The organism is Peribacillus asahii (genome assembly GCF_004006295.1).
GTDB classification, from domain to species: domain Bacteria; phylum Bacillota; class Bacilli; order Bacillales; family DSM-1321; genus Peribacillus; species Peribacillus asahii_A.
The window spans coordinates 207,501-226,492 of record NZ_CP026095.1 but is presented as its reverse complement, the minus strand read 5'-3'; the positions used below and the strand labels follow the sequence as shown (position 1 = coordinate 226,492).

At 38.2% G+C, this 18,992-nt stretch carries 17 protein-coding genes; 7 read left to right on the top strand and 10 right to left on the bottom strand.

The annotated features are described in order from the left end of the window. Window positions 1-137 precede the first annotated feature (137 nt). From BAOM_RS01280 to BAOM_RS01265, 4 genes are all read left to right on the top strand, one after another. Window positions 138-989 carry a methyl-accepting chemotaxis protein gene (locus BAOM_RS01280; RefSeq protein WP_127758738.1) on the top strand — a complete coding sequence of 284 codons (852 nt, stop codon included), beginning with the start codon at window positions 138-140 and terminating at the stop codon, window positions 987-989. Between the two features lie 105 nt (window positions 990-1,094). Continuing rightward, complete coding sequence (locus BAOM_RS01275; protein ID WP_127758737.1) at window positions 1,095-2,243, top strand: iron-containing alcohol dehydrogenase; 1,149 nt, start codon at window positions 1,095-1,097, stop codon at window positions 2,241-2,243. A 16-nt stretch (window positions 2,244-2,259) separates the two neighbouring features. Further along, a complete protein-coding gene (locus tag BAOM_RS01270) occupies window positions 2,260-3,876 on the top strand; it encodes a sensor histidine kinase (RefSeq protein ID WP_127758736.1) in 1,617 nt (538 codons plus the stop codon). Continuing rightward, window positions 3,873-5,303 carry a sigma-54-dependent transcriptional regulator gene (locus BAOM_RS01265; protein WP_127758735.1) on the top strand — a complete coding sequence of 477 codons (1,431 nt, stop codon included), beginning with the start codon at window positions 3,873-3,875 and terminating at the stop codon, window positions 5,301-5,303. The genes BAOM_RS01270 and BAOM_RS01265 overlap by 4 nt, the downstream gene beginning before the upstream one ends. A gap of 160 nt (window positions 5,304-5,463) precedes the next feature. Here the strand turns inward: BAOM_RS01265 and adhP are convergent, their stop codons facing one another. The 8 genes from adhP to BAOM_RS01225 form a co-directional block, all read right to left on the bottom strand. Further along, a complete protein-coding gene (adhP, locus tag BAOM_RS01260) occupies window positions 5,464-6,477 on the bottom strand; it encodes an alcohol dehydrogenase AdhP (protein ID WP_127762397.1) in 1,014 nt (337 codons plus the stop codon). A gap of 431 nt (window positions 6,478-6,908) precedes the next feature. Beyond that, window positions 6,909-7,595: a phosphoribosylaminoimidazolesuccinocarboxamide synthase gene (locus tag BAOM_RS01255; RefSeq protein ID WP_127758734.1), complete on the bottom strand. Its 687-nt coding sequence runs from the start codon at window positions 7,593-7,595 to the stop codon at window positions 6,909-6,911. Window positions 7,596-7,743: 148 nt separating this feature from the next. Further along, window positions 7,744-8,838, bottom strand: coding sequence for an acetyl-CoA C-acyltransferase (locus BAOM_RS01250; protein ID WP_180319836.1), 1,095 nt, complete (start codon window positions 8,836-8,838; stop codon window positions 7,744-7,746). After that, complete coding sequence (locus BAOM_RS01245) at window positions 8,823-10,301, bottom strand: AMP-binding protein (RefSeq protein WP_127758732.1); 1,479 nt, start codon at window positions 10,299-10,301, stop codon at window positions 8,823-8,825. Before BAOM_RS01245 ends, BAOM_RS01250 begins: the two co-directional genes overlap by 16 nt. 18 nt (window positions 10,302-10,319) lie before the next feature. Next, window positions 10,320-10,877, bottom strand: coding sequence for a biotin transporter BioY (locus BAOM_RS01240; RefSeq protein WP_127758731.1), 558 nt, complete (start codon window positions 10,875-10,877; stop codon window positions 10,320-10,322). Window positions 10,878-11,023: 146 nt separating this feature from the next. Beyond that, window positions 11,024-11,338: a pyrimidine/purine nucleoside phosphorylase gene (gene ppnP / locus BAOM_RS01235; RefSeq protein ID WP_127758730.1), complete on the bottom strand. Its 315-nt coding sequence runs from the start codon at window positions 11,336-11,338 to the stop codon at window positions 11,024-11,026. A gap of 94 nt (window positions 11,339-11,432) precedes the next feature. Beyond that, window positions 11,433-11,990, bottom strand: coding sequence for a biotin transporter BioY (locus BAOM_RS01230; RefSeq protein ID WP_127758729.1), 558 nt, complete (start codon window positions 11,988-11,990; stop codon window positions 11,433-11,435). A gap of 312 nt (window positions 11,991-12,302) precedes the next feature. After that, window positions 12,303-13,202 carry a LysR family transcriptional regulator gene (locus BAOM_RS01225; protein ID WP_127758728.1) on the bottom strand — a complete coding sequence of 300 codons (900 nt, stop codon included), beginning with the start codon at window positions 13,200-13,202 and terminating at the stop codon, window positions 12,303-12,305. A gap of 121 nt (window positions 13,203-13,323) precedes the next feature. Between BAOM_RS01225 and BAOM_RS01220 the strand changes: the two genes are divergently transcribed. Then, on the top strand, window positions 13,324-14,295 hold the full coding sequence (locus BAOM_RS01220; RefSeq protein WP_127758727.1) for a DMT family transporter: 972 nt from the start codon (window positions 13,324-13,326) through the stop codon (window positions 14,293-14,295). A gap of 370 nt (window positions 14,296-14,665) precedes the next feature. Further along, window positions 14,666-16,351 (top strand): methyl-accepting chemotaxis protein, encoded by a 1,686-nt coding sequence (locus BAOM_RS01215; RefSeq protein ID WP_164853109.1) that lies wholly within the window; start codon window positions 14,666-14,668, stop codon window positions 16,349-16,351. A 57-nt stretch (window positions 16,352-16,408) separates the two neighbouring features. On the opposite strand, the gene BAOM_RS01210 is transcribed toward BAOM_RS01215, so the two are convergent. Together BAOM_RS01210 and BAOM_RS01205 are read right to left on the bottom strand one after the other, a co-directional pair. Beyond that, the gene (locus BAOM_RS01210; protein WP_127758725.1) at window positions 16,409-17,317 is read right to left on the bottom strand and encodes a helix-turn-helix transcriptional regulator; all 909 of its coding nucleotides are present in this window, start codon (window positions 17,315-17,317) and stop codon (window positions 16,409-16,411) included. 338 nt (window positions 17,318-17,655) lie between these two features. Next, complete coding sequence (locus BAOM_RS01205) at window positions 17,656-18,225, bottom strand: HPP family protein (RefSeq protein WP_127758724.1); 570 nt, start codon at window positions 18,223-18,225, stop codon at window positions 17,656-17,658. 211 nt (window positions 18,226-18,436) lie between these two features. On the opposite strand from BAOM_RS01205, the gene BAOM_RS01200 reads away from it, so the two are divergent. Beyond that, window positions 18,437-18,871 (top strand): hypothetical protein, encoded by a 435-nt coding sequence (locus BAOM_RS01200; protein ID WP_127758723.1) that lies wholly within the window; start codon window positions 18,437-18,439, stop codon window positions 18,869-18,871. Window positions 18,872-18,992 lie beyond the last annotated feature (121 nt).

Below are 18,992 nucleotides of genomic sequence, written 5' to 3'. Positions count from 1 at the left end.
ATACAAGCCATATAATAAGAAAAAATACCTAAAACACCTCCACCCCTCTTCCAAATAAGCGTGATTATCCTATTCGTCTATGTCATAATGAACATATAATGGAAGAATAGTAGTTTAATATATTATTGAAAGTATATATGCCGAAACGAAATAAGGAGCGTGTATTAAGGCTGGAAACGCAATTACAACAATTACTAGATAATGCAGAAGTCATTCAAGCTTCTTACCCAGAAGATGCTTGTCTTCTTTTAATTGATCATGAAAAAGTATTATGTTACTTACCGGGAACAAGTATTGATTTAAACATTCAGGTTGGAGCGCCTATTAGTACGCTGCAAGGAACCGTAACACTACAGGCACTTCAATCTGGTCAATTCGAGCAAGAAGAAAAAGACTCTCGTAAGTTTGGAGTACCCTATATTTCAACCGCTTCCCCTATTAAAGAAAACGGAAGAGTAATCGGCGTCCTCTCTTCTATCGTTTCTAACAGAAGAATCGATATGTTGCGATCCGAAGCTGAAGAACTTACAGCGATTAGCCAAGAACTGGCAGCAACAACCGAGCATATGGCATCTGTTTCTAACGTCATTGCAAAAGATCTTCAAGAACTGGCAGATGAATCTACCCTTTTAAAAAATGAAATTCGCACGATTGAACATGTTTTATCAAAAATTAAAGACACAGCTATTAAATCTCGGATTTTAGGGTTAAATGCCTCGATTGAAGCAGCTCGATCTGGTGAACACGGACGAGGCTTTATGGTCGTAGCAAATGAAATTAAAAAAATGGCGGATAGCAGCAAAGATGCAGTTGAAGGTTTTGAACCACAGTTAAAAGAAATGATGAAAAACATGGAAAAAGCTATCGAAACCATTCAGCAAATCTCTGCACACTCAGAAGAACAGTCGGTTATCGTCGAAGAGTTTCACCAATCATTTGACCATATTGTACATACCGCTTCAGAATTAAGTAAGAATGCAAATTTATAATACATATGATATACAAAAAATTTCGTCGAATAAACAAGACTTTTCCCTTATAATGTAAAATAATAAGAGATAGAAAGCCCATTACCTTAGGAGAGGATGTTGACAATGTCTCTTAATACATTTGTGATTCCAGAAATTATTTTCGGAAAAGGCTCCATTGAGCAGGTTGGAGATGCCTGCTCTCGCTTAGGTGCTAAAAACGTCTTTATTGTCAGTGATGCTGGAGTAGCCACTGCAGGATGGCTTAATATTGTCATGCAATCATGCAAACGTGCAGGGCTCGCTTTCTCCATCTATATTGATTCGACAACAAATCCGAAAGATCGCGAAATCACAGCTGGCTGCCGCTCTTTTCTTCAACATGAGTGCGACGCTATTATCGGTGTCGGCGGAGGCAGTGCGCTCGATGCAGCCAAAGCCATCGCCATCTTAGCAACCAATGGAGGAGACATTTGTGATTATGAAGGGATCGATAAAATCCACTCTCCCTTGCCTCCTATGGTAATGGTAATGACAACAGCAGGGTCTGGCTCAGAGGTATCACAATTTTCCGTTATAGTGGACTCTTTTCATCAAAAGAAAATGACCATTATTTCGAAATCGCTTGTCCCTGATATCGCCATTATTGATCCAAACACATTAACAACGAAAGATGCTGAACTAACCGCAGCAACGGGCATGGATGTGTTAACACATGCGATTGAATCTTATGTGTCAATTGCTGCTACACCGCTTACGGATGTTCAAGCCAAAAATGCTTTATCGCTTGTTTCACGCTATTTACGACCATCTGTTGCTTCCAAAAACAATAAAGAAGCAAAAGAGGCAATGGCTATGGCAAGCTTACAGGCTGGACTGGCCTTCTCTAATGCAATTTTAGGAGCAACCCATGCCATCTCCCATGCCATTGGCGGGAAATATTTATTACCACATGGAGAAATTAACACGATTCTGCTCCCTCATGTGATGGAGTTCAATCGAATTGCTTCTCCACAACGTTTTAGTGAATTAGCGGAAATGATGGGAATTGACACACGCACGCTAACAGAACAGCAAGCAGGCAATGCTGCGATTCAATTTGTCAGAGACCTATCCACTGATATTGGAACCCCCACATGTTTAGGTGATGTTGGAATTACGGAAGAGATGATTGGAACAATTGGCATATCAGCTCTAGAGGATCCCTGTATGATTACGAACCCGCGTGATATGTCCCTTGATCAAATAAAAAGTTTACTCGTTAAAGCCTTATAATCATGAGGTGAAGAATATGACTAAAGACCAATTAATCGATTTACTAACCGGTGTAAAATCTTCAAAAAAAACGTACTATACGGAGTTAAAGAAAACAATTGATCAATTAAAACAGAAAAATATGCAGCTTGAAATCATGAATGATTTAACTAAAAATATTCACATTGATATGAGCATTGAGGAAATCTTACGCAATGTGATGAGTAAGCTAAAGCAGCTTATCACGTTTGATGATTGTCATTTATTTATCTTGCATGAGGAAGAGCCTTCTTTGCTCCACATTCATCCCGAGGAACATTGTGATCTTGAATTGGAGTTTAATACCCATATGCAGCAGCTTTCTCTTTATACGTCTGCCCTTCATGGCAAACAATTAATTCATCTTCAAGTCGACCACTTACCTGCTCTCTATTCTGAGAAAAGAAGGCTGCTTGCTTTGAACATTGAAACCCTTTTATTAGTCCCTTTATACAGCAAAAATGAAGGGATTGGTGTTTTAACATTCGGCAGGAAAAACCAGCAAGAATGGAAACCTGAAGAATTAGACTTTCTCGAGCAGCTTTCTAATCAATTAGCCATGACGCTCGAAAATGCAGCTCTTTATAAAGAAGTGCTTCGTGCAAAACAAGAATGGGAAGACACCTTTAAGGCAGTGGAAGACATGATTGTTGTATTTGACCGTCAAATTGACCTATACAAGTGCAATGATTCAGCGAAAAGCTTTTCCGCTCTTGAAGCTGTCATAGATCAAGCAAAACCACTCATCCAAGATACATTCTCTTCCCAAAAGCCAAAATTCCAAGAAATTCTGCTTCCACACGACATCATTTTAGAAATGAATACGTACCCTATTCAAAATAAGGAACAACAAGTATACGGTGTCATTGCCTACTTTAAAAATGTAACAATAAAACGGCAGATCCAAGCCCAACTGCTTCATGCCGGCAAGCTCGGCGCCATCGGTGAAATGGCTGCTGGTGTCGCTCACGAATTAAATAGCCCGTTAACAGCCATTCTTGGAAACTCACAACTTTTGCTAAGAAATATTCCTCCTGAACATCAGGATTACCCTTTACTAACGGATATTAAAAACTGCGGGGACCGCTGCAAACAAATTGTGAAAAGCCTTCTTACTTTTTCAAGACAGGACGAATACAAATTTCAACATTACTCGGTGAACGAAGCTATTCATCAAGTTCTTAATCTATTAAAATTTCAGCTTGAAAAAAATGCGATTTCGATTCGTCTTTCTTTACAAAAAGATCTACCGCTTATAGTTGGTAGTCAGCCACATATTGAACAAATTATTATCAATTTACTATTAAATGCTAAATATGCCTTAGATGTTTCTACATCAACGGAAAAACGGCTGCACATTCAATCCTATCTTGAGTCCAACTCCATTATTATTGCTGTTACAGATAACGGAATTGGGATTGAAACAGAGCGTTTACCACTTATTTTTCATCCTTTTCATACAACAAAGGAACGCGATAAAGGCACAGGACTTGGTTTATCAGTTAGCCTTGGAATCGCCAATGATCACGGCGGCACGATTGAAGTTGAAAGTGTAGACGGTCACGGAAGCACATTTCGATTAAAACTCCCTTTACCAAATGAGGTGATTGCATGATTAATCTGCTTATTGCGGATGATGAAAAGGAAGTTGGCACTTTCTTATCCCGTCTTTTTACTTTAAAAGGCTATCATGTTCAGGTTGTTAACAGCGGTCAACAATTTTATGAACTGGACTTTCATAACCATCATTTCCATGTTGCTATGATTGATTTAAAGCTGCCAGACTGTGATGGACTTGCCCTTTTGCGGCACTTAAAAACGCTGCAACCTCGCTGCAAAGCACTCATTATGACTGGCTATAGTACAATCAAAACAGCTGTGGAAGCAATGAAGCTTGGTGCAAGTGACTATATGGAAAAGCCTTTTGATGATATCTCTGTCCTCGAAGCACAAGTGGAAAATCTATTAAATCATTGTACCGCTCAACATCAGCAAGTCGTGCATAAACTCGCTCATGATTCAGGACTCATTATGGGGGAACACTCCTCCATGCCAGCACTTATTGAAACAGCATACAAAGTGGCTCAAAAATCTGTAAATGTATTGATTGAAGGAGAAACAGGTACTGGTAAAGAAGTCCTCTCCCGATTCATTCATCTAGCTAGTCCACGAAGCCATGAGCCCTTTATTGCCCTTAATTGCGGGGCTATTTCCGAATCTCTCTTAGAAAGTGAATTATTTGGACATGAAAAAGGGGCATTTACTGGAGCAACTCAGCAAAGAAAAGGGTTCTTTGAAATTGCCGGGAACGGGACGCTTTTTCTCGATGAAATTGCCGATGCGAGCCCAGCTATTCAAGTAAAGCTGCTTAGGGTACTAGAAACTAGAGAATTTATGCGTGTTGGCAGCAGCCAAATACTCCACACTAAAGCCCGATTAGTAGCTGCCTCTAATGAAAATTTGCAGCAAGCCGTAATGAAAGGAAAATTTCGCGAAGATTTATATTATCGTCTGAACGTCGTGAAGCTCGATATCCCAGCCCTGCGCCACAGGAAAGCCGATATTCCGCTGCTCATTGAACATCTAATTGAACGAAATGGACAAGCTAACAGGACATTTTCAGACTGTGCAATCGAAAAACTACAACGCTACGATTGGCCCGGTAATATTCGTGAGCTGTCCAATGTGATAACAAGAACACTCACATTGACTGACTCTGAACAGAAAATAACAGCAGAAGATATCGTGCTGCCGAACAGTCACATGCTCCAAGCAAATCCAGAGACAAAAGCTGTCCAAACGATGATAAATGACCCTCTTGCTGAATGGAGAAAAAGACTTGTTGAAGACTTTCAGCAAAAAAAGGAGATGAATCTCGCTGACCTACTATCAGAAATGAAAAAGCTAGAATCTATTGTTAGTAAAGAACTTGTCCTGCAAGCTCTCCAACAAACATACGGCAATCGCACCGAAGCAGCCAAACGACTGCACATTTCGATGCGGAAACTGCGGTATATTTTAAATGAAAAAAGTCATTCTTAGGAGTGGAAAATTCTCTATATCATCCTTCATTTTATTTTTCTTTGTACGATCTCCTTATTTTCACTTATTGCTTTTATGTTTCGATACTTTGTTCCATTTGCTCCGTAAGAAGAGAAAAGAAGCTAGCAATCCTTCAAGCTAGCTTCTTTTCTATCAACCTCTATTCCATTGTTAATACAACACGGCCATTAATTTCGCCTTTATCTAAACGTTCGAACACTTCATTAATGTTATCAAGCGGTTTTGTTTCAATATTTGTACGTACCTTGCCTTCTGCTGCAAATTGAATCGCTTCTTGAAGGTCCCTTCTTGTCCCAACAATTGAACCTTTCACCGTTACCCCATTTAATACGGTATCAAAGATTGGAATTGGCAGCTCAGCATTTGGAAGGCCAACAGCTACCAATGTTCCTCCACGCTTCACGGATCTATATGCTTGTTCAAATGCTTTTTTCGTAACAGCAACAGAAATAGCTGCTTGCACACCGCCTACTTTGTCTTGGATATCTTGAATCGGATCAGTTTTTAAACCATTGATCGTTAAATCTGCTCCTAGTTCCTTCGCAAGATCCAGCTTGTCATCTTGAATGTCAACGGCAACAACGTTAAAGCCCATTGCTTTTGCATATTGAAGAGCTACGTGACCTAGTCCGCCAATCCCATAAATCGCTATCCAATCACCTGGCTTTGCTTCTGATACTTTCAATGCTTTATACGTCGTTACCCCTGCGCAGAAGATTGGAGAAATCTCCGCAAAATCAAGACCCTCTGGGATTTTGACAACATATTGTGCTGGAGCTTTACAGTACTCAGCATATGCTCCATCTATTGAGTAACCTGCATTCAATTGTTTTGGACAAAGCGTTTCGCGTCCTGTTAAACAATATTCACACTCCCCACACGCCGAATACAACCACGGAATCCCAACGCGATCACCAACTTTTAAGGACGTCACGCCTTCTGCTACCTTTTCAATAATACCCACACCTTCATGACCTGGAATAAGTGGCAACTTCGGTTTAACTGGCCAGTCTCCATGTGCCGCATGAAGGTCGGTATGACATACACCACACGCTTTAATCTTCACTAGAATTTCTCCATATTCTAATTCAGGAACAGGGACATTTTTAATTTCAAGCTTTTGATTAAATTCATTGACTACTGCGGCTTTCATTGTTTTAACCTCTTGACCTGCCTTTACTTTTACCGTGCTTCCTTGATTTGCTGCGCTCATGCTTCATTTCCTCCCTTTTCTAGCGGCGCCTTCCTATAAATGACGCCCTTTTTTTAACCTCACTTACTATATAATGCAAGTCGCATGCCAACATAAAGCGCTTACAAAATCGAGGTTTTGAAATATTAAGCGGCCGAAAAAACGGCCATTTGTAACATAAATTCGGCTCATTTTAGACGGTATAAGGAATGGCATGTTAATTGGCGGGATTATCTAGCAAATCGGCATGATTTACCTTATATTCGGCACGATTCTCTAACAAAATTGCATGATTTCTCTTATATTTGGCGGGATTCCTAAAAGAGTAATCTGTTTCAAAGTATAAAAACCCCAAATCAAGGACAATTATGTCCTCAATTTGGGGTCATTTCTTACGCTTCTAACATTAATTTTTCTAATTGAAGCGGTTCGATATATTCACCGTTTTTATACGCACGCATATTTCCACCTGAAATTTCATCGATTAACACGATTTCTTTCCCTTCGCCCACTCGACCAAATTCAAATTTAATATCGTATAGTTCAATATCTTTTTTCGCTAATTCTGCTTTGACAACATTACCGATTTGTTGAGTCAAATCTTTTAATACTGCATATTCAGCTTTTGTTAAAATACCTAGCATATCTAGTGCATCCTCACTGATTGGCGGGTCTTGACGTCCATCATCTTTCAATGTTACTTCTACGAATGCATCTAATGCTTGGCCTTCTTCCGCATACAATCCGTAACGACGCAAGAAGCTGCCAACAGCACGGTAACGACAGATTACTTCTAACCCTTTACCAAATACAGTAGCGGGTCTAACCGTCATTGTTGCTTCATCAATGTTTGCATCTATGTAATGAGTAGGAATTCCTTGTTCCTTCAATGCTTCGAAAAAGTGCTTTGTTAAGCTAAGTCCCGCACGACCTGCTCCTTCTAAAGTTAAACCAACCGTGTTAGCACCCGGATCAAATACACCGTTCTCGCCTGTTACATCGTCTTTGAACTTTAATAAATAACTACCATCTTCAAGTTCAAATACGTCTTTCGTTTTACCTGTGTAAATTTGTTTCATCGTACAATTCCTCTCTGCATGAACTAGAATAGCTTTCGCCCTTTAGTATATCATTTTTTTGAAAAATCAATTAATAGCAAATAAGTATTGGACGAATTACTTTTTAGAATGTAGCCCTTCATTATAGATGCACCTTTTCATGGCTTATTTACACTACCTCAAACAACACCGCCACTCCGACTCCTCCAGCGCTTCCAATTGCGGCTAACACATATTTCACATATTGGCGTCTTTGAACTTCATAAAACAAGCGAGTGACTAGCATTGCGCCTGACGCTCCATATGGATGTCCAATCGTAATCGCTCCACCGCATACATTCAATTTATCATAAGGAATCGAAAGTTCTTGTGCACAAGCAACAATTTTGGAAGCAAATGCTTCATTGATTTCCACAAGATCAATATCTTCTATCGTTAAACTGTTTCTATTTAACAATTCTTGAATGGCTGGTACAGGAGCGATTCCTGGATAAAAAGGATGCACCCCAGCAACTTGACTATCGACAAAGCGCAATACAGGTTGATAACCCAGCTGTTTCGCCAGCGTTTCTTCCATAACTAATGTCGCACAAGCTCCGTCATGAATCGCACAGCTATTAGCAGCGGTTACCGTCCCATTTTCTTTCACGAAAATCGGTCTTGCTCGTTTCAATAGCTTCTCCATTTTCCGTTCACGAAGCAATTCTTCGTCGCTGCTTTGTTCTCCAACTGTAAGAATTTCTTGCTCATACAGACCATTCGTATAAGCCTCTCGACTGCGCTGATAACTTAAGAGCGCATACTCATCTTGCCGCTCTCGACTAATTTCATATTTCTTAGCAACATGTTCAGCGGCTACCCCCATGTCAGGATCACCAATGCGATCGGGGGAAAATTGAGCCCGCTGTTCATAAGGAGAGGTGCTCGTACTTTCTACACCACCGGCGATATAACATTGCCCTGCTCCTCCTTGCACAAAATAACAAGCCATACGAATTGCTTCTAAACCTGCACTGCACTGGCGATCGAGTGTTAATCCTGTAATCGAGTAAGGCAGACCCGCTTCTAAAGCAGCTAAACGAGCAACATTGCCGCCAGGACCTACGACATTTCCTACTATTACTTCATCTATTTTCTCCTCGATACCACTTGCCAAATGTTGAAGAATTGATGCTGCGAGCTCATGTGGCTGAAGTTCTCGCAGCATCCCGTTTTCTTTCCCAATCGGTGTTCGTTTCGCCTGAACAATCACTGCCTTTCTAATAATAAATCCTCCTTCCTCTCAATCAACTCTTGAACTTGTGCACGAGCAATTTTCCCGCTTACCGTCAGCGGCATTTCCTCAATAAAGAACCATTTGCGCGGAACTTTATACGCAGCTAAATGCTGCTTACATAATCGTTTCAGCTCCAGTTTCGGGGCCGTACCTACGATGACCGCTGCGACCATCTGCCCCCAATAGGAATCAGCCATTCCAACAACAGCGACATATTCCACATCTCGATGCTGTGATAAAACGGCCTCTACCTCTTCAGGAAAAATATTAATGCCCCCGTATAAAATCATATTCTTCTCACGGCCTGCTATATACAGATATCCTTCTTCATCAATATAGCCCATATCATCTACCGTAACCCAGCCTTCTGCATCGTGAATAGAACGAATGGTACGATTCTGCGGATGTAGATAACCGATAAATACCATATCACTTCTAATATGGATTTTACCTATTTCATTCGTTTCCGCCACATCACCGTTTGATGTACGAATTTGAATCTCTACATTATGAAACGGTTTACCGACAGAATTAGGCTTCAATTGATTTTCCTTATGAGATAAGAACGTCACAAAGCTCAGCTCGCTTGCTCCATAAAACTCATACATCGATACATCGCGAAATACCTCTGGAATTCTTCGTTTAGAATCCACTTCCCACTTCGCACCTGAAGAAATAATTTTTACAGGACGCTCAATGACCTCCTCTTCCCTGAGCAGCGCTTCAATCATTGTTGGCACAAAATACACAACGGAAATAGGCTCAGCCTCTAAAATTGATAAAGTTTGAGGTACAGAGAATTTTTCTAATACATACACCGTACCACCTAAATATAATGTACTAATTGCTCCATATAGAAAATGCGAATGAATCAGAGCACCTGGAATCAGGACATGATCATTCGCATCGATATGAAAATCGTACAGATTGCATTCGAAACTCGCAATCCACGATTGATGAGAGCGAATAAATGCTTTAGGTTCTCCTGTTGATCCTGAAGTAAAGCCTAAATAAAAGGGCATATCCCCACTATTCTCTTTACCAACTCTATCAATCTCATTTACTTTTTCTAAGCAGGAAGGCTCCCACACTTGGATATTAGGATGGAGGTGCTTCACACGTTCATATAACTCTTTTGTCGTGAGTAAAACAAAAGGAGACGACAGAGCCAGACGTTTTTGAATTTCCTCCTCCCGCCATTTTATATCAAAAGGAACAGCGATCCACCCTGCCGCCGCTGCTCCCGCAAAAAGCTGTAAAAATGGAATTCCATTTGGCATTAAAACCCCAACTATTTGATTAGAAGTATTGAATCCGTTAAACCAAGAAGCTGTTTTCTCTACCCTCTCATACCAATCTCTATAACACAGCGATTCATTCATTGTTTGAATCGCCACTTTATTCGGAAAACTCTCCGCATGTGTCCTATATGTAGCAGTAATCGTATGCATACTATACTCCTTCCCAAATCAAGCAGCAGATTTAGCTATCATTCGATTAAAAACAGGATTTTTCCGTAATTTATAAACTAAAAACGAGGCCAACAAGGCTTTCAGAATATCGCCTGGTAAATAGACCGTACTCATTTTGATTACATCAACAATGCCAAGATTCATAACGAATGCTTGAACCGGAATCCCGAACAAATAAATCAAGAAAATTCCGACTGTAAGATTCGTTGCTAAAATATGTTTTAACGATAATGTACGAACACGAGATAGTATATAACCAATACAAAAAGCAACAAACGGATATGAAAATAAATATCCTGCACTTGGTCCTACAAAAACACCTAAACCACCGCGACCACCAGATAAAAGCGGCATACCTGCTGCAACAATTAATAAAAATACAATTTGACTCAACGCACCGAGCCTAGCCCCCAATATTCCCCCAGCTAAAATAACACCTAATGTTTGAAGTGTAATTGGAACGGGCGTAAATGTTAACATAATCGGTGGAATAAGCCCTAGTACTCCCATCACTGCTGCAAATAAAGCCACATATGTTATGTCTTTAATCTTCATGATAATCCCCCACATCAACGATATATTGTAAATAATATCATTGTACAGGTTTACATTTCGATATGTCAATATAATAAAATAACAGTTTACAATAGAAGAAAACACCAAAGCCTCAGATGAACTGAAACTTTGGTGTTCTAGAAATCTTACTCCTTAATATACGAACAGCAATAATCCGCAACCGCATGGACTTTCAATTGAAACTTTTCCTGAGCAGGCACGTAAAATACACCGCTTCCTTCGATTGTTTGCCAATCTTCTCCTGTCAGCTTATATTCTAAATGGCCAGCCAAGATTTCCATTTCTTCCTTTAAATCTGTGGAAAATTCATATTCACCCGGCAGCATAATTCCTAATGTTTTCTTCGTACCATCAGGCAAGATAGCTGTACGGCTCGTTACTTTCCCATCGAAATATACATTTGCTTGTTTAATTAATGTTACATTTTCTAACTGAGACATGTTGTTCATCCTTTCATGTTATTTTTTTAATGTAGCATAAAATAGGATTGAACAAAACAAAAATATTCAAATATTCAATAAATTTATCGTTGTATTACGCTGCTAAATTCTTCGACTGTCGAGCAAAGAATGGATGCTTTCTTAATCTATATACGATTATAGAAGCAAGTATCGCCTTCATCGTATCTCCCGGAAGATAAACAAGACTGACCTTCACTACATCTACAATTGGAAGATCCATAATAAATGCTTGAACCGGTATCCCAAATAAATAAAGTAAAAACATCCCTATTGTCAAATTCGTTAACAAAATATGTTTCAAAGATAATGTTTTAAAACGAGATAACATATATCCTACACAAAAAGCCGTAATTGGATAGGCAAATAAATATCCCGCGCTTGGCCCTACAAAAACACCTAAACCACCGCGGCCACCTGATAAAAGAGGCATACCTGCCGCAACAATCAATAAGAAAATAACTTGGCTTAATCCTCCAAGTCTAGCCCCTAGTATACCTCCCGCTAGAAGGACCCCTAACGTTTGTAATGTAATCGGAACTGGTGTAAAAGCTAACATAATTGGTGGAACAAGACCAAGTCCACCCATCACCGCTGCAAATAAAGCCACATAAGTCATTTCTCTGATTTTCATGATGCTCCCCCATCTATGATTCTTTTCTGTAAGTATTATCATTGTATTGTTTTATAACACTTATTGTCAACCCTGATATTTTATAAGTTAACATTAAAAACAGCACATTCTAGCACTTTAACAATCCTCTGTATCTGATACATCCATAAGTAAAACCTATTGATATGTATAAAAATGGCCGAGTTTATTACATAAAATTAAGATGAGAGATTATTAGATCGGAGGAAAGACACATGAAAAGGATGCCCGAAACATATACACTATCAGGCATCCTCTTTTTTAAAAATGAAGAATCGGTCCACATTCACCTCATCATCCTATCGATTCATTATTAACTCTATTATTCCCGCTCACTAGCAATTCCTTTTTTTCTAGAATAATATTTAATAATTGTTTGACCGAGTTCGTCATATACGTGTCTTTTTTTCGGATAAACAAAGTAACAATCGTTTGAAATTCTTCCGGAATCTGATGACAATATAAATTCTTATAATCTGAGAGCTGTTCAATGTATGACTTCGGAACAGCCGTAATACCTAAACCTAATGTAACGCTTTTAATAATCATATCCAGCGTACTAAATTCTATAACTCTCCTTGGGGAAACCCCTTCTGCTTTCAACCAATTTTCTAATTTTAGCCGATATCCACAACCTTTGTTTAATACTAATAAAGTTTGATTAACCAGCTGAGTTTTCTCAAATTGAGGACTATTCGTAACCAAAGTCAACTCTTCTTCAAATACTGGATACTGCTCCACTAAATGATGTTGGATAGGTCCCGTAATAAAAGCTCCCTCTAATTGATAATGAAGAACTTCTGTCAAAAGCTCCTCTGTAACACCTGCTTTTAATGATAAATCGACATTCGGAAACTTCGTAAAATAACTAGATAAAATATATGGAAGCTGACTAACGATTTCTACAGTACCGATTGTAAGAGTTCCACTAGGATTCTCTGAATCTAGAAATAAATTCTTTATTTCTGCCCACTCTGTTAAAACTTTCTGGGAATGTGTTAATAGTCTTTTCCCTTCTGCTGTTAAAACCATCCCTTTTTTATGGCGATGAAATAATTTTGTTCCTAATTCTTTTTCTAACATTTGAATTCTGGCCGTCACATTTGACTGTACATAATTAAGATTCGCAGCTGCTTTACTAATGCTATTCTGCTCAGCTACAGCTTGAAAGATCTGCAAATCGCGGATTTCCATATACACACCTTCCAACTATCATTTTTAATGATGATTTTAATCTTTTTTAATCATTTTACATAATAGTATACCTCGAATAAGATGTGTTAGACAGCTATTATTAATTAGAAGGAGTTGCAAGATGAAAAATAACACACAACTAGCAGGCATTATTCTCTGTTTAATTGCCAGTATATCTTGGGGAGCGATGTTTCCAGTAGCGGATCATGCATTGACATACATAGACCCTTTATTTTTCACGTTAATTCGATATGGTTCCGTTACGCTTTTGTTAGTCATTATTTTATTCATGAAGGAAGGAAAAACAGCGTTTCGATTTGAAGGGAAATTTTTCACACTCTTATTATTTGGTGTAGCAGGTTTTACCGTCTACAACATTCTTATTTTTCTTGGACAGCATATGATGGGGCGTTCAGGTGTAGTCGTCGCCTCTATTATGGAATCGATAATGCCAATGTTATCCATTCTAATTATTTGGATATATAAAAAAATCAAGCCCGAAAACTATCAGTTTATCACAATTTCCTGCGCATTCATCGGCGCCTTTATTGTCGTGACAAATGGAAGTACTGAGTTTGCTTCTATATTAACAACGAATCTATTCCCGATTTTATTCATGCTTATTGCAGTCATTGGTTGGTGTATTTATTCTATGGGAGGCGAATCAGTTAAAGGCTGGTCTACCTTACGATATTCTACTTTAACCTGTTTACTAGGAACTATTACGACAGGCCTGATTACTTTGGTTGCAACGGCCTTTCATATTGTAGATGTTCCTAGCCTAGAGGTCATCTACCAAGTGCGTTATGACATGATTTTTATGATTCTCTTTCCAGGTTTAATCGCTTTATTAGCTTGGAATAAAGGAATCAAAATTCTCTCTCCTGTTAGCGGCATCTTATTTATAAACTTTGTACCAGTGACTACTCTGGTCGTCGTTACGTTACAAGGTCATCCTATTAGTTTATATGAAGTATTTGGTACAGCACTTGTTATTTATGCATTAACACAAAACAATCTTTATCAACGCAGGCAGCAAAACAAAACGATTAAACCAATTAATTTGAATCATTCAAGATATAGATTGAAATAGCTAAACACTACGAAAATAAAAAAACGCATTCTAATTATCCTTTCAATTAGAATGCGTTTTGTATTCTCTTAAGCTCATTTTATTAACTAAAATCGTCAAAGCACCCTCACCTGTAACATTCGTTATGGATGTTGCCCCGCCCCCTAACATCAAGATAACTGTAGAAATTGATTCCCTTAATAACATCCCCCCTACCGAACGGATACTTAACACTTTGATTGCAAATTTTTACCTTGCACTAATTTAGAATCAATTATAGTATAAAAAAATAGTTCTTATTACTTAAACTATGAAACAATCGTTACAAAACACCTATATTTCATTTAATTAAACCTAGTAAAAAATACATAAGGAGATGTTGATTGATATCATGAATATTCGAAAAAAATTATTGCTTAGTTTTTCAATCATTCTTATTCTATTAGCCGCCATATCAAGCATTAGTTTTTATCAATTGAAAGCCATTAATGACAGTTACTCGGAAGCCATTGAAATTCGCTTAGAGAAAATCAGCTTGACTTCCGATATGGTAGATTCCATTTATGAAGAACAGATAGCTATACGTGGATTCTTAGTAAGCGGAGCAAAAACACAAATAGACCACAATATAACTGCTAAAGAAAACTTCAAAAAGGCAAGCAATGAACTATTAAAACTTAATTTAGACTCCAAAGGTACAACATTAGTAAATCAGATTATCGAATACGAAGCACAATACCAAGAGTTAGTAGACCAATTAATTATTTTTAAAAATCAAAATAAAGAAAAAGAATACATTGAATTAACAAGAACCAAGACTACACCTATCGTTGCTGATTTGAATAAAGATACTAATGAACTATTAACATATCAACAAAATAATCTACTCGATACAAGTCAACAATTATCAAATGAAACGGAGGATACTATTGCTCTCGTTCTCATCATTAGTATATTAGCAATCATAGCTGGTGTAGTCATTGCTTTATGGATTAGTCAACATATCTCAAAGCCTGTGCAATTACTTTCTAAAACAACCGAACAAATTGCAAGTGGAAATCTAGTCGTAGAAGAAATAAAAGTGCAGAATAAAGATGAGATTGGGCAGTTAGCAAATGATTTTAATCAAATGGCTGAAAATTTACGAAACGTCATCCAACAAGTGAGTCTTACTTCCGAACAGGTCGCAGCTTCTGCCGAAGAATTAACCGCAAGTGCTGAACAAACAAGCTCCGCAACGAACCAAGTCACTTCTTCTATTGAAGGAGTTGCTAAAAGTTCAGAAGCTTTAACCATTAATGCAATGGATGCAGCGAATACCGTAAACGAAATGTCAATTGGTGTTCAACGTGTAGCGAACACGACATCGACCGTGGCGGAATCTGCTTTAGACACATCTCAACAAGCACAGCGTGGAAATGATTCCTTACTAAGAGTTATTAAGCAAATGGAGTCGATTCATTCCTCGACAAACGAAACAAACAGCATCATGAAAGAACTAAACCAACGCTCTAGTCAAATTGGTGAGATTATTGGTGTGATTACCGATATTGCCGACCAAACGAATCTTCTTGCTCTTAACGCAGCAATTGAGTCTGCTCGCGCTGGAGAACACGGTCGCGGCTTTGCCGTTGTGGCCGACGAAGTCAAAAAATTAGCGGAACAATCCAGTGCATCGGCCAAACAAATTGCTGATATCATTCAAGCAATCCAAGCCGATACAACACAAGCTGTTAATATGATGAACAAAAACAGCTTGGAAGTGGCAGATGGCATGCAATTAGTGGAAGAAACGGGCAGTGCATTCACTTCTATTTTAAAATCGATTGAACATGTAAGCTCTGAACTTCAGGAAGTGTCCGCAATATCAGAAGAGATGTCAGCTAGCGTTGAGCAAGTGAGCGCTTCTACTGCAAAAGTTGCCAAAATTGTCAAGGGAACCGCTGGAAGCACAACAGAAATTGCTGCAGCCTCTGAAGAACAATTAGCATCGATGGATGAAGTCTCCTCCTCTGCGGCATCATTAGCCAACATGTCAGAAGAATTAAACGGTATTGTACGACAATTTAAAATCTAAACAAAAGAAGCTGTCCTTTATAGGCAGCTTCTTTTACTAAGACTATATGATAGGATGCTATTCATTGTTGGATGATTCGTTTAGGCTTTCCTCAAAAGATAAATTAGTTGGTTCATCTAAAAGATCATGCGCTGCACTCGGGTTCGTCGTTGGCACGCTTTTATCTACTTCTTCAAATTTCAATTCATCAATCCACACCTGTCCATGTCCATTAAGCAATATGCCGAAGGAAATAACAGCACTGTTTTCAGGGACATCCAAAACGATTGAATAATGATTCCACTCTGTATCCGTTGTAATGGGGCGGTCACTCATATTATCGAACTCCAGCACATCTTGCATCGCTGAATCAACCCGCATCCACAGTCCACAGAACCCGCTCAAACCTTTTGTCTTAATAAACCCTGATAGCTTCAGTCGTTTATTTTTATACTGGTCTGCTTTAAACTCCTGCATCAACGTTCCAAATTCATTTGGGGATTCAACAGTCACTGATTTTAAATACCCAGATCCTTTTCCTTTATGTACTACTCCATAATCAATTCCAATTTCATAATGAAAAGGGTGACTTCCGCTCAACAACCAACCTTTAATTTTTTGTTCCTGACTCATGTTTCTTTCCTCCCTTTGTAACGTTATGTTGGACATAATTCTTCGATATTGCCCCGGCGGTAATTGATATACTTTTTTAAAAGCTCTTGTAAACGCTTCTTGGGATTCAAAACGATAAGTAAAGGCAATATCTAAAATCTTCTCATCGGTATACATTAATAGAGCTGCTGCATTCGTAATTCTCCTATATCGAACATACTCTGAAACCGTGACACCTACTTCTTTTTGGAAGATACGGTGAAAATGATATTTAGAAAATCCTGCAAACGAAGCAATATTTTTTAAAGACAGCTCTTCATGTAAGCTCATTTCAATCTTTTCTATCGTTTTCTGGATGATTGGCAAATAACTCATATCCCGAACCTCCTTACATCCATCATACCGATAAATAGAATCTATTTTTTGATATTTATTGCGAAAAATGCTGGGTATTGATCAAAGATACAATATGGGAAAAGAGAAATTTAAAGCATTTAACTTTAGTCAAAATCTATAGATGAAACGGTTAGTAAATCGAAGGAGACACTTGGGGACATATCTAAAGGTAAGGAATAACTGATATTGAAAAAGACTTTGGTAAACATTAGTGTTAATAAAATAATGTTGGCTCATTTACCGAAATTCAAGTTTCACACAAAACGAGCCAACATTGAACAGAATTAATATAGCTTTTCTATTAAACTATCACTCTTCTATAACCAGTGCTGTGGATATTGTCTTTTTTGAAAGATATTATTATAGAAGGTAGAAACCGCTACTAATAGTAACGCTCCAATCATAACCACAAGCAGAAAACCCCAACCTAATTCAAAGTTAACAGCCACAAGAGCACTAGCTGCTGCTGGAGGATGGAACGTATCGGTAATGAGCATAATCATGAGTACAATCACGACCACAAGTCCTATTGTAAATAAACTGTGCCCTATTATACTCCACACAGTAAGCGCCGCCGTAGTAGAGAAAAAATGGCCGCCAATCACCTGTCGTGGCTGCGAAAGTGGACCTTTATGCATTAAAAACACAAGTACACAACTTGCGCCAAGCGGAGCGAGCGCCATTGGATACCCCAAATAAATGGCAACGAAACCGATTGCAATCATAGCAATAAATCCACCTATAACAGAAACAAGCGAATCTATGTAATCAATTTTGACCTGCCTTTTTGCGTCGCCTTTCATTTTCTTAAAATATGTTGTCAAAACTTCAGCAAAAATATTACTGTTTTTCTCCAAATCCCTTTCAATACTTTTTTCGAAACGCATTTATTCCCCCCCGTACTTTCTAACAAATCAATCGAAAATTCCCTATTATTTTACTTTTACTATTATCTTACATGAAAAATCAACATATTTAAATATCAATTTGCGATTAAACTAGAGAAAGCCTATAGATATGTTATGAATTAAATCAATATGGTTAACCTATAAATGGAATGGATAAAATAGGTATGTATTAAAAAATAGGAGGAATAATATGAGGACGTTTCGTTATTTTTTAAGTGCGTCAACCATTATCATGATGATGGTAGCAGGTTGTAGTTCAAATGAAAGTGAAAATCGAACCACAGAACATTCACAAGAAGAGGCAGTAGAAACCCATAAAAACGTATCTACTGACCTGAATGATGGTATTGAAAAAGTCTTAACTGCTTTAGAAGAGTTACAACAATCAACCATTAATAAAAAGAACATTCAAAGCTCGGGTGAAAATCTTGATGAATATTGGGACGTTATCGAAAAACAAGTAGAAAAACAGTACCCGAAAGATTATGTAGATATCGAAAAGAGTCTCTACCCACTCCTTTACGAAGCAAAAAAAGAACAACAAGATATCTCTAAAATCCAACAGCTGATTAAAGAAACAAAAAACAAAATAACTACATTCCAGCATAAAATAGCTACTTCTTAAAAGGATGACTGAAAAGGGCGTTAAAAACAGCCTTTTCAGTCATCCTCTTTTTAATAATATATAATCGAATAGGTTTTCAATTATTGTAGTTATTCCTCTGCTCCCTGTAATACATAGGTTC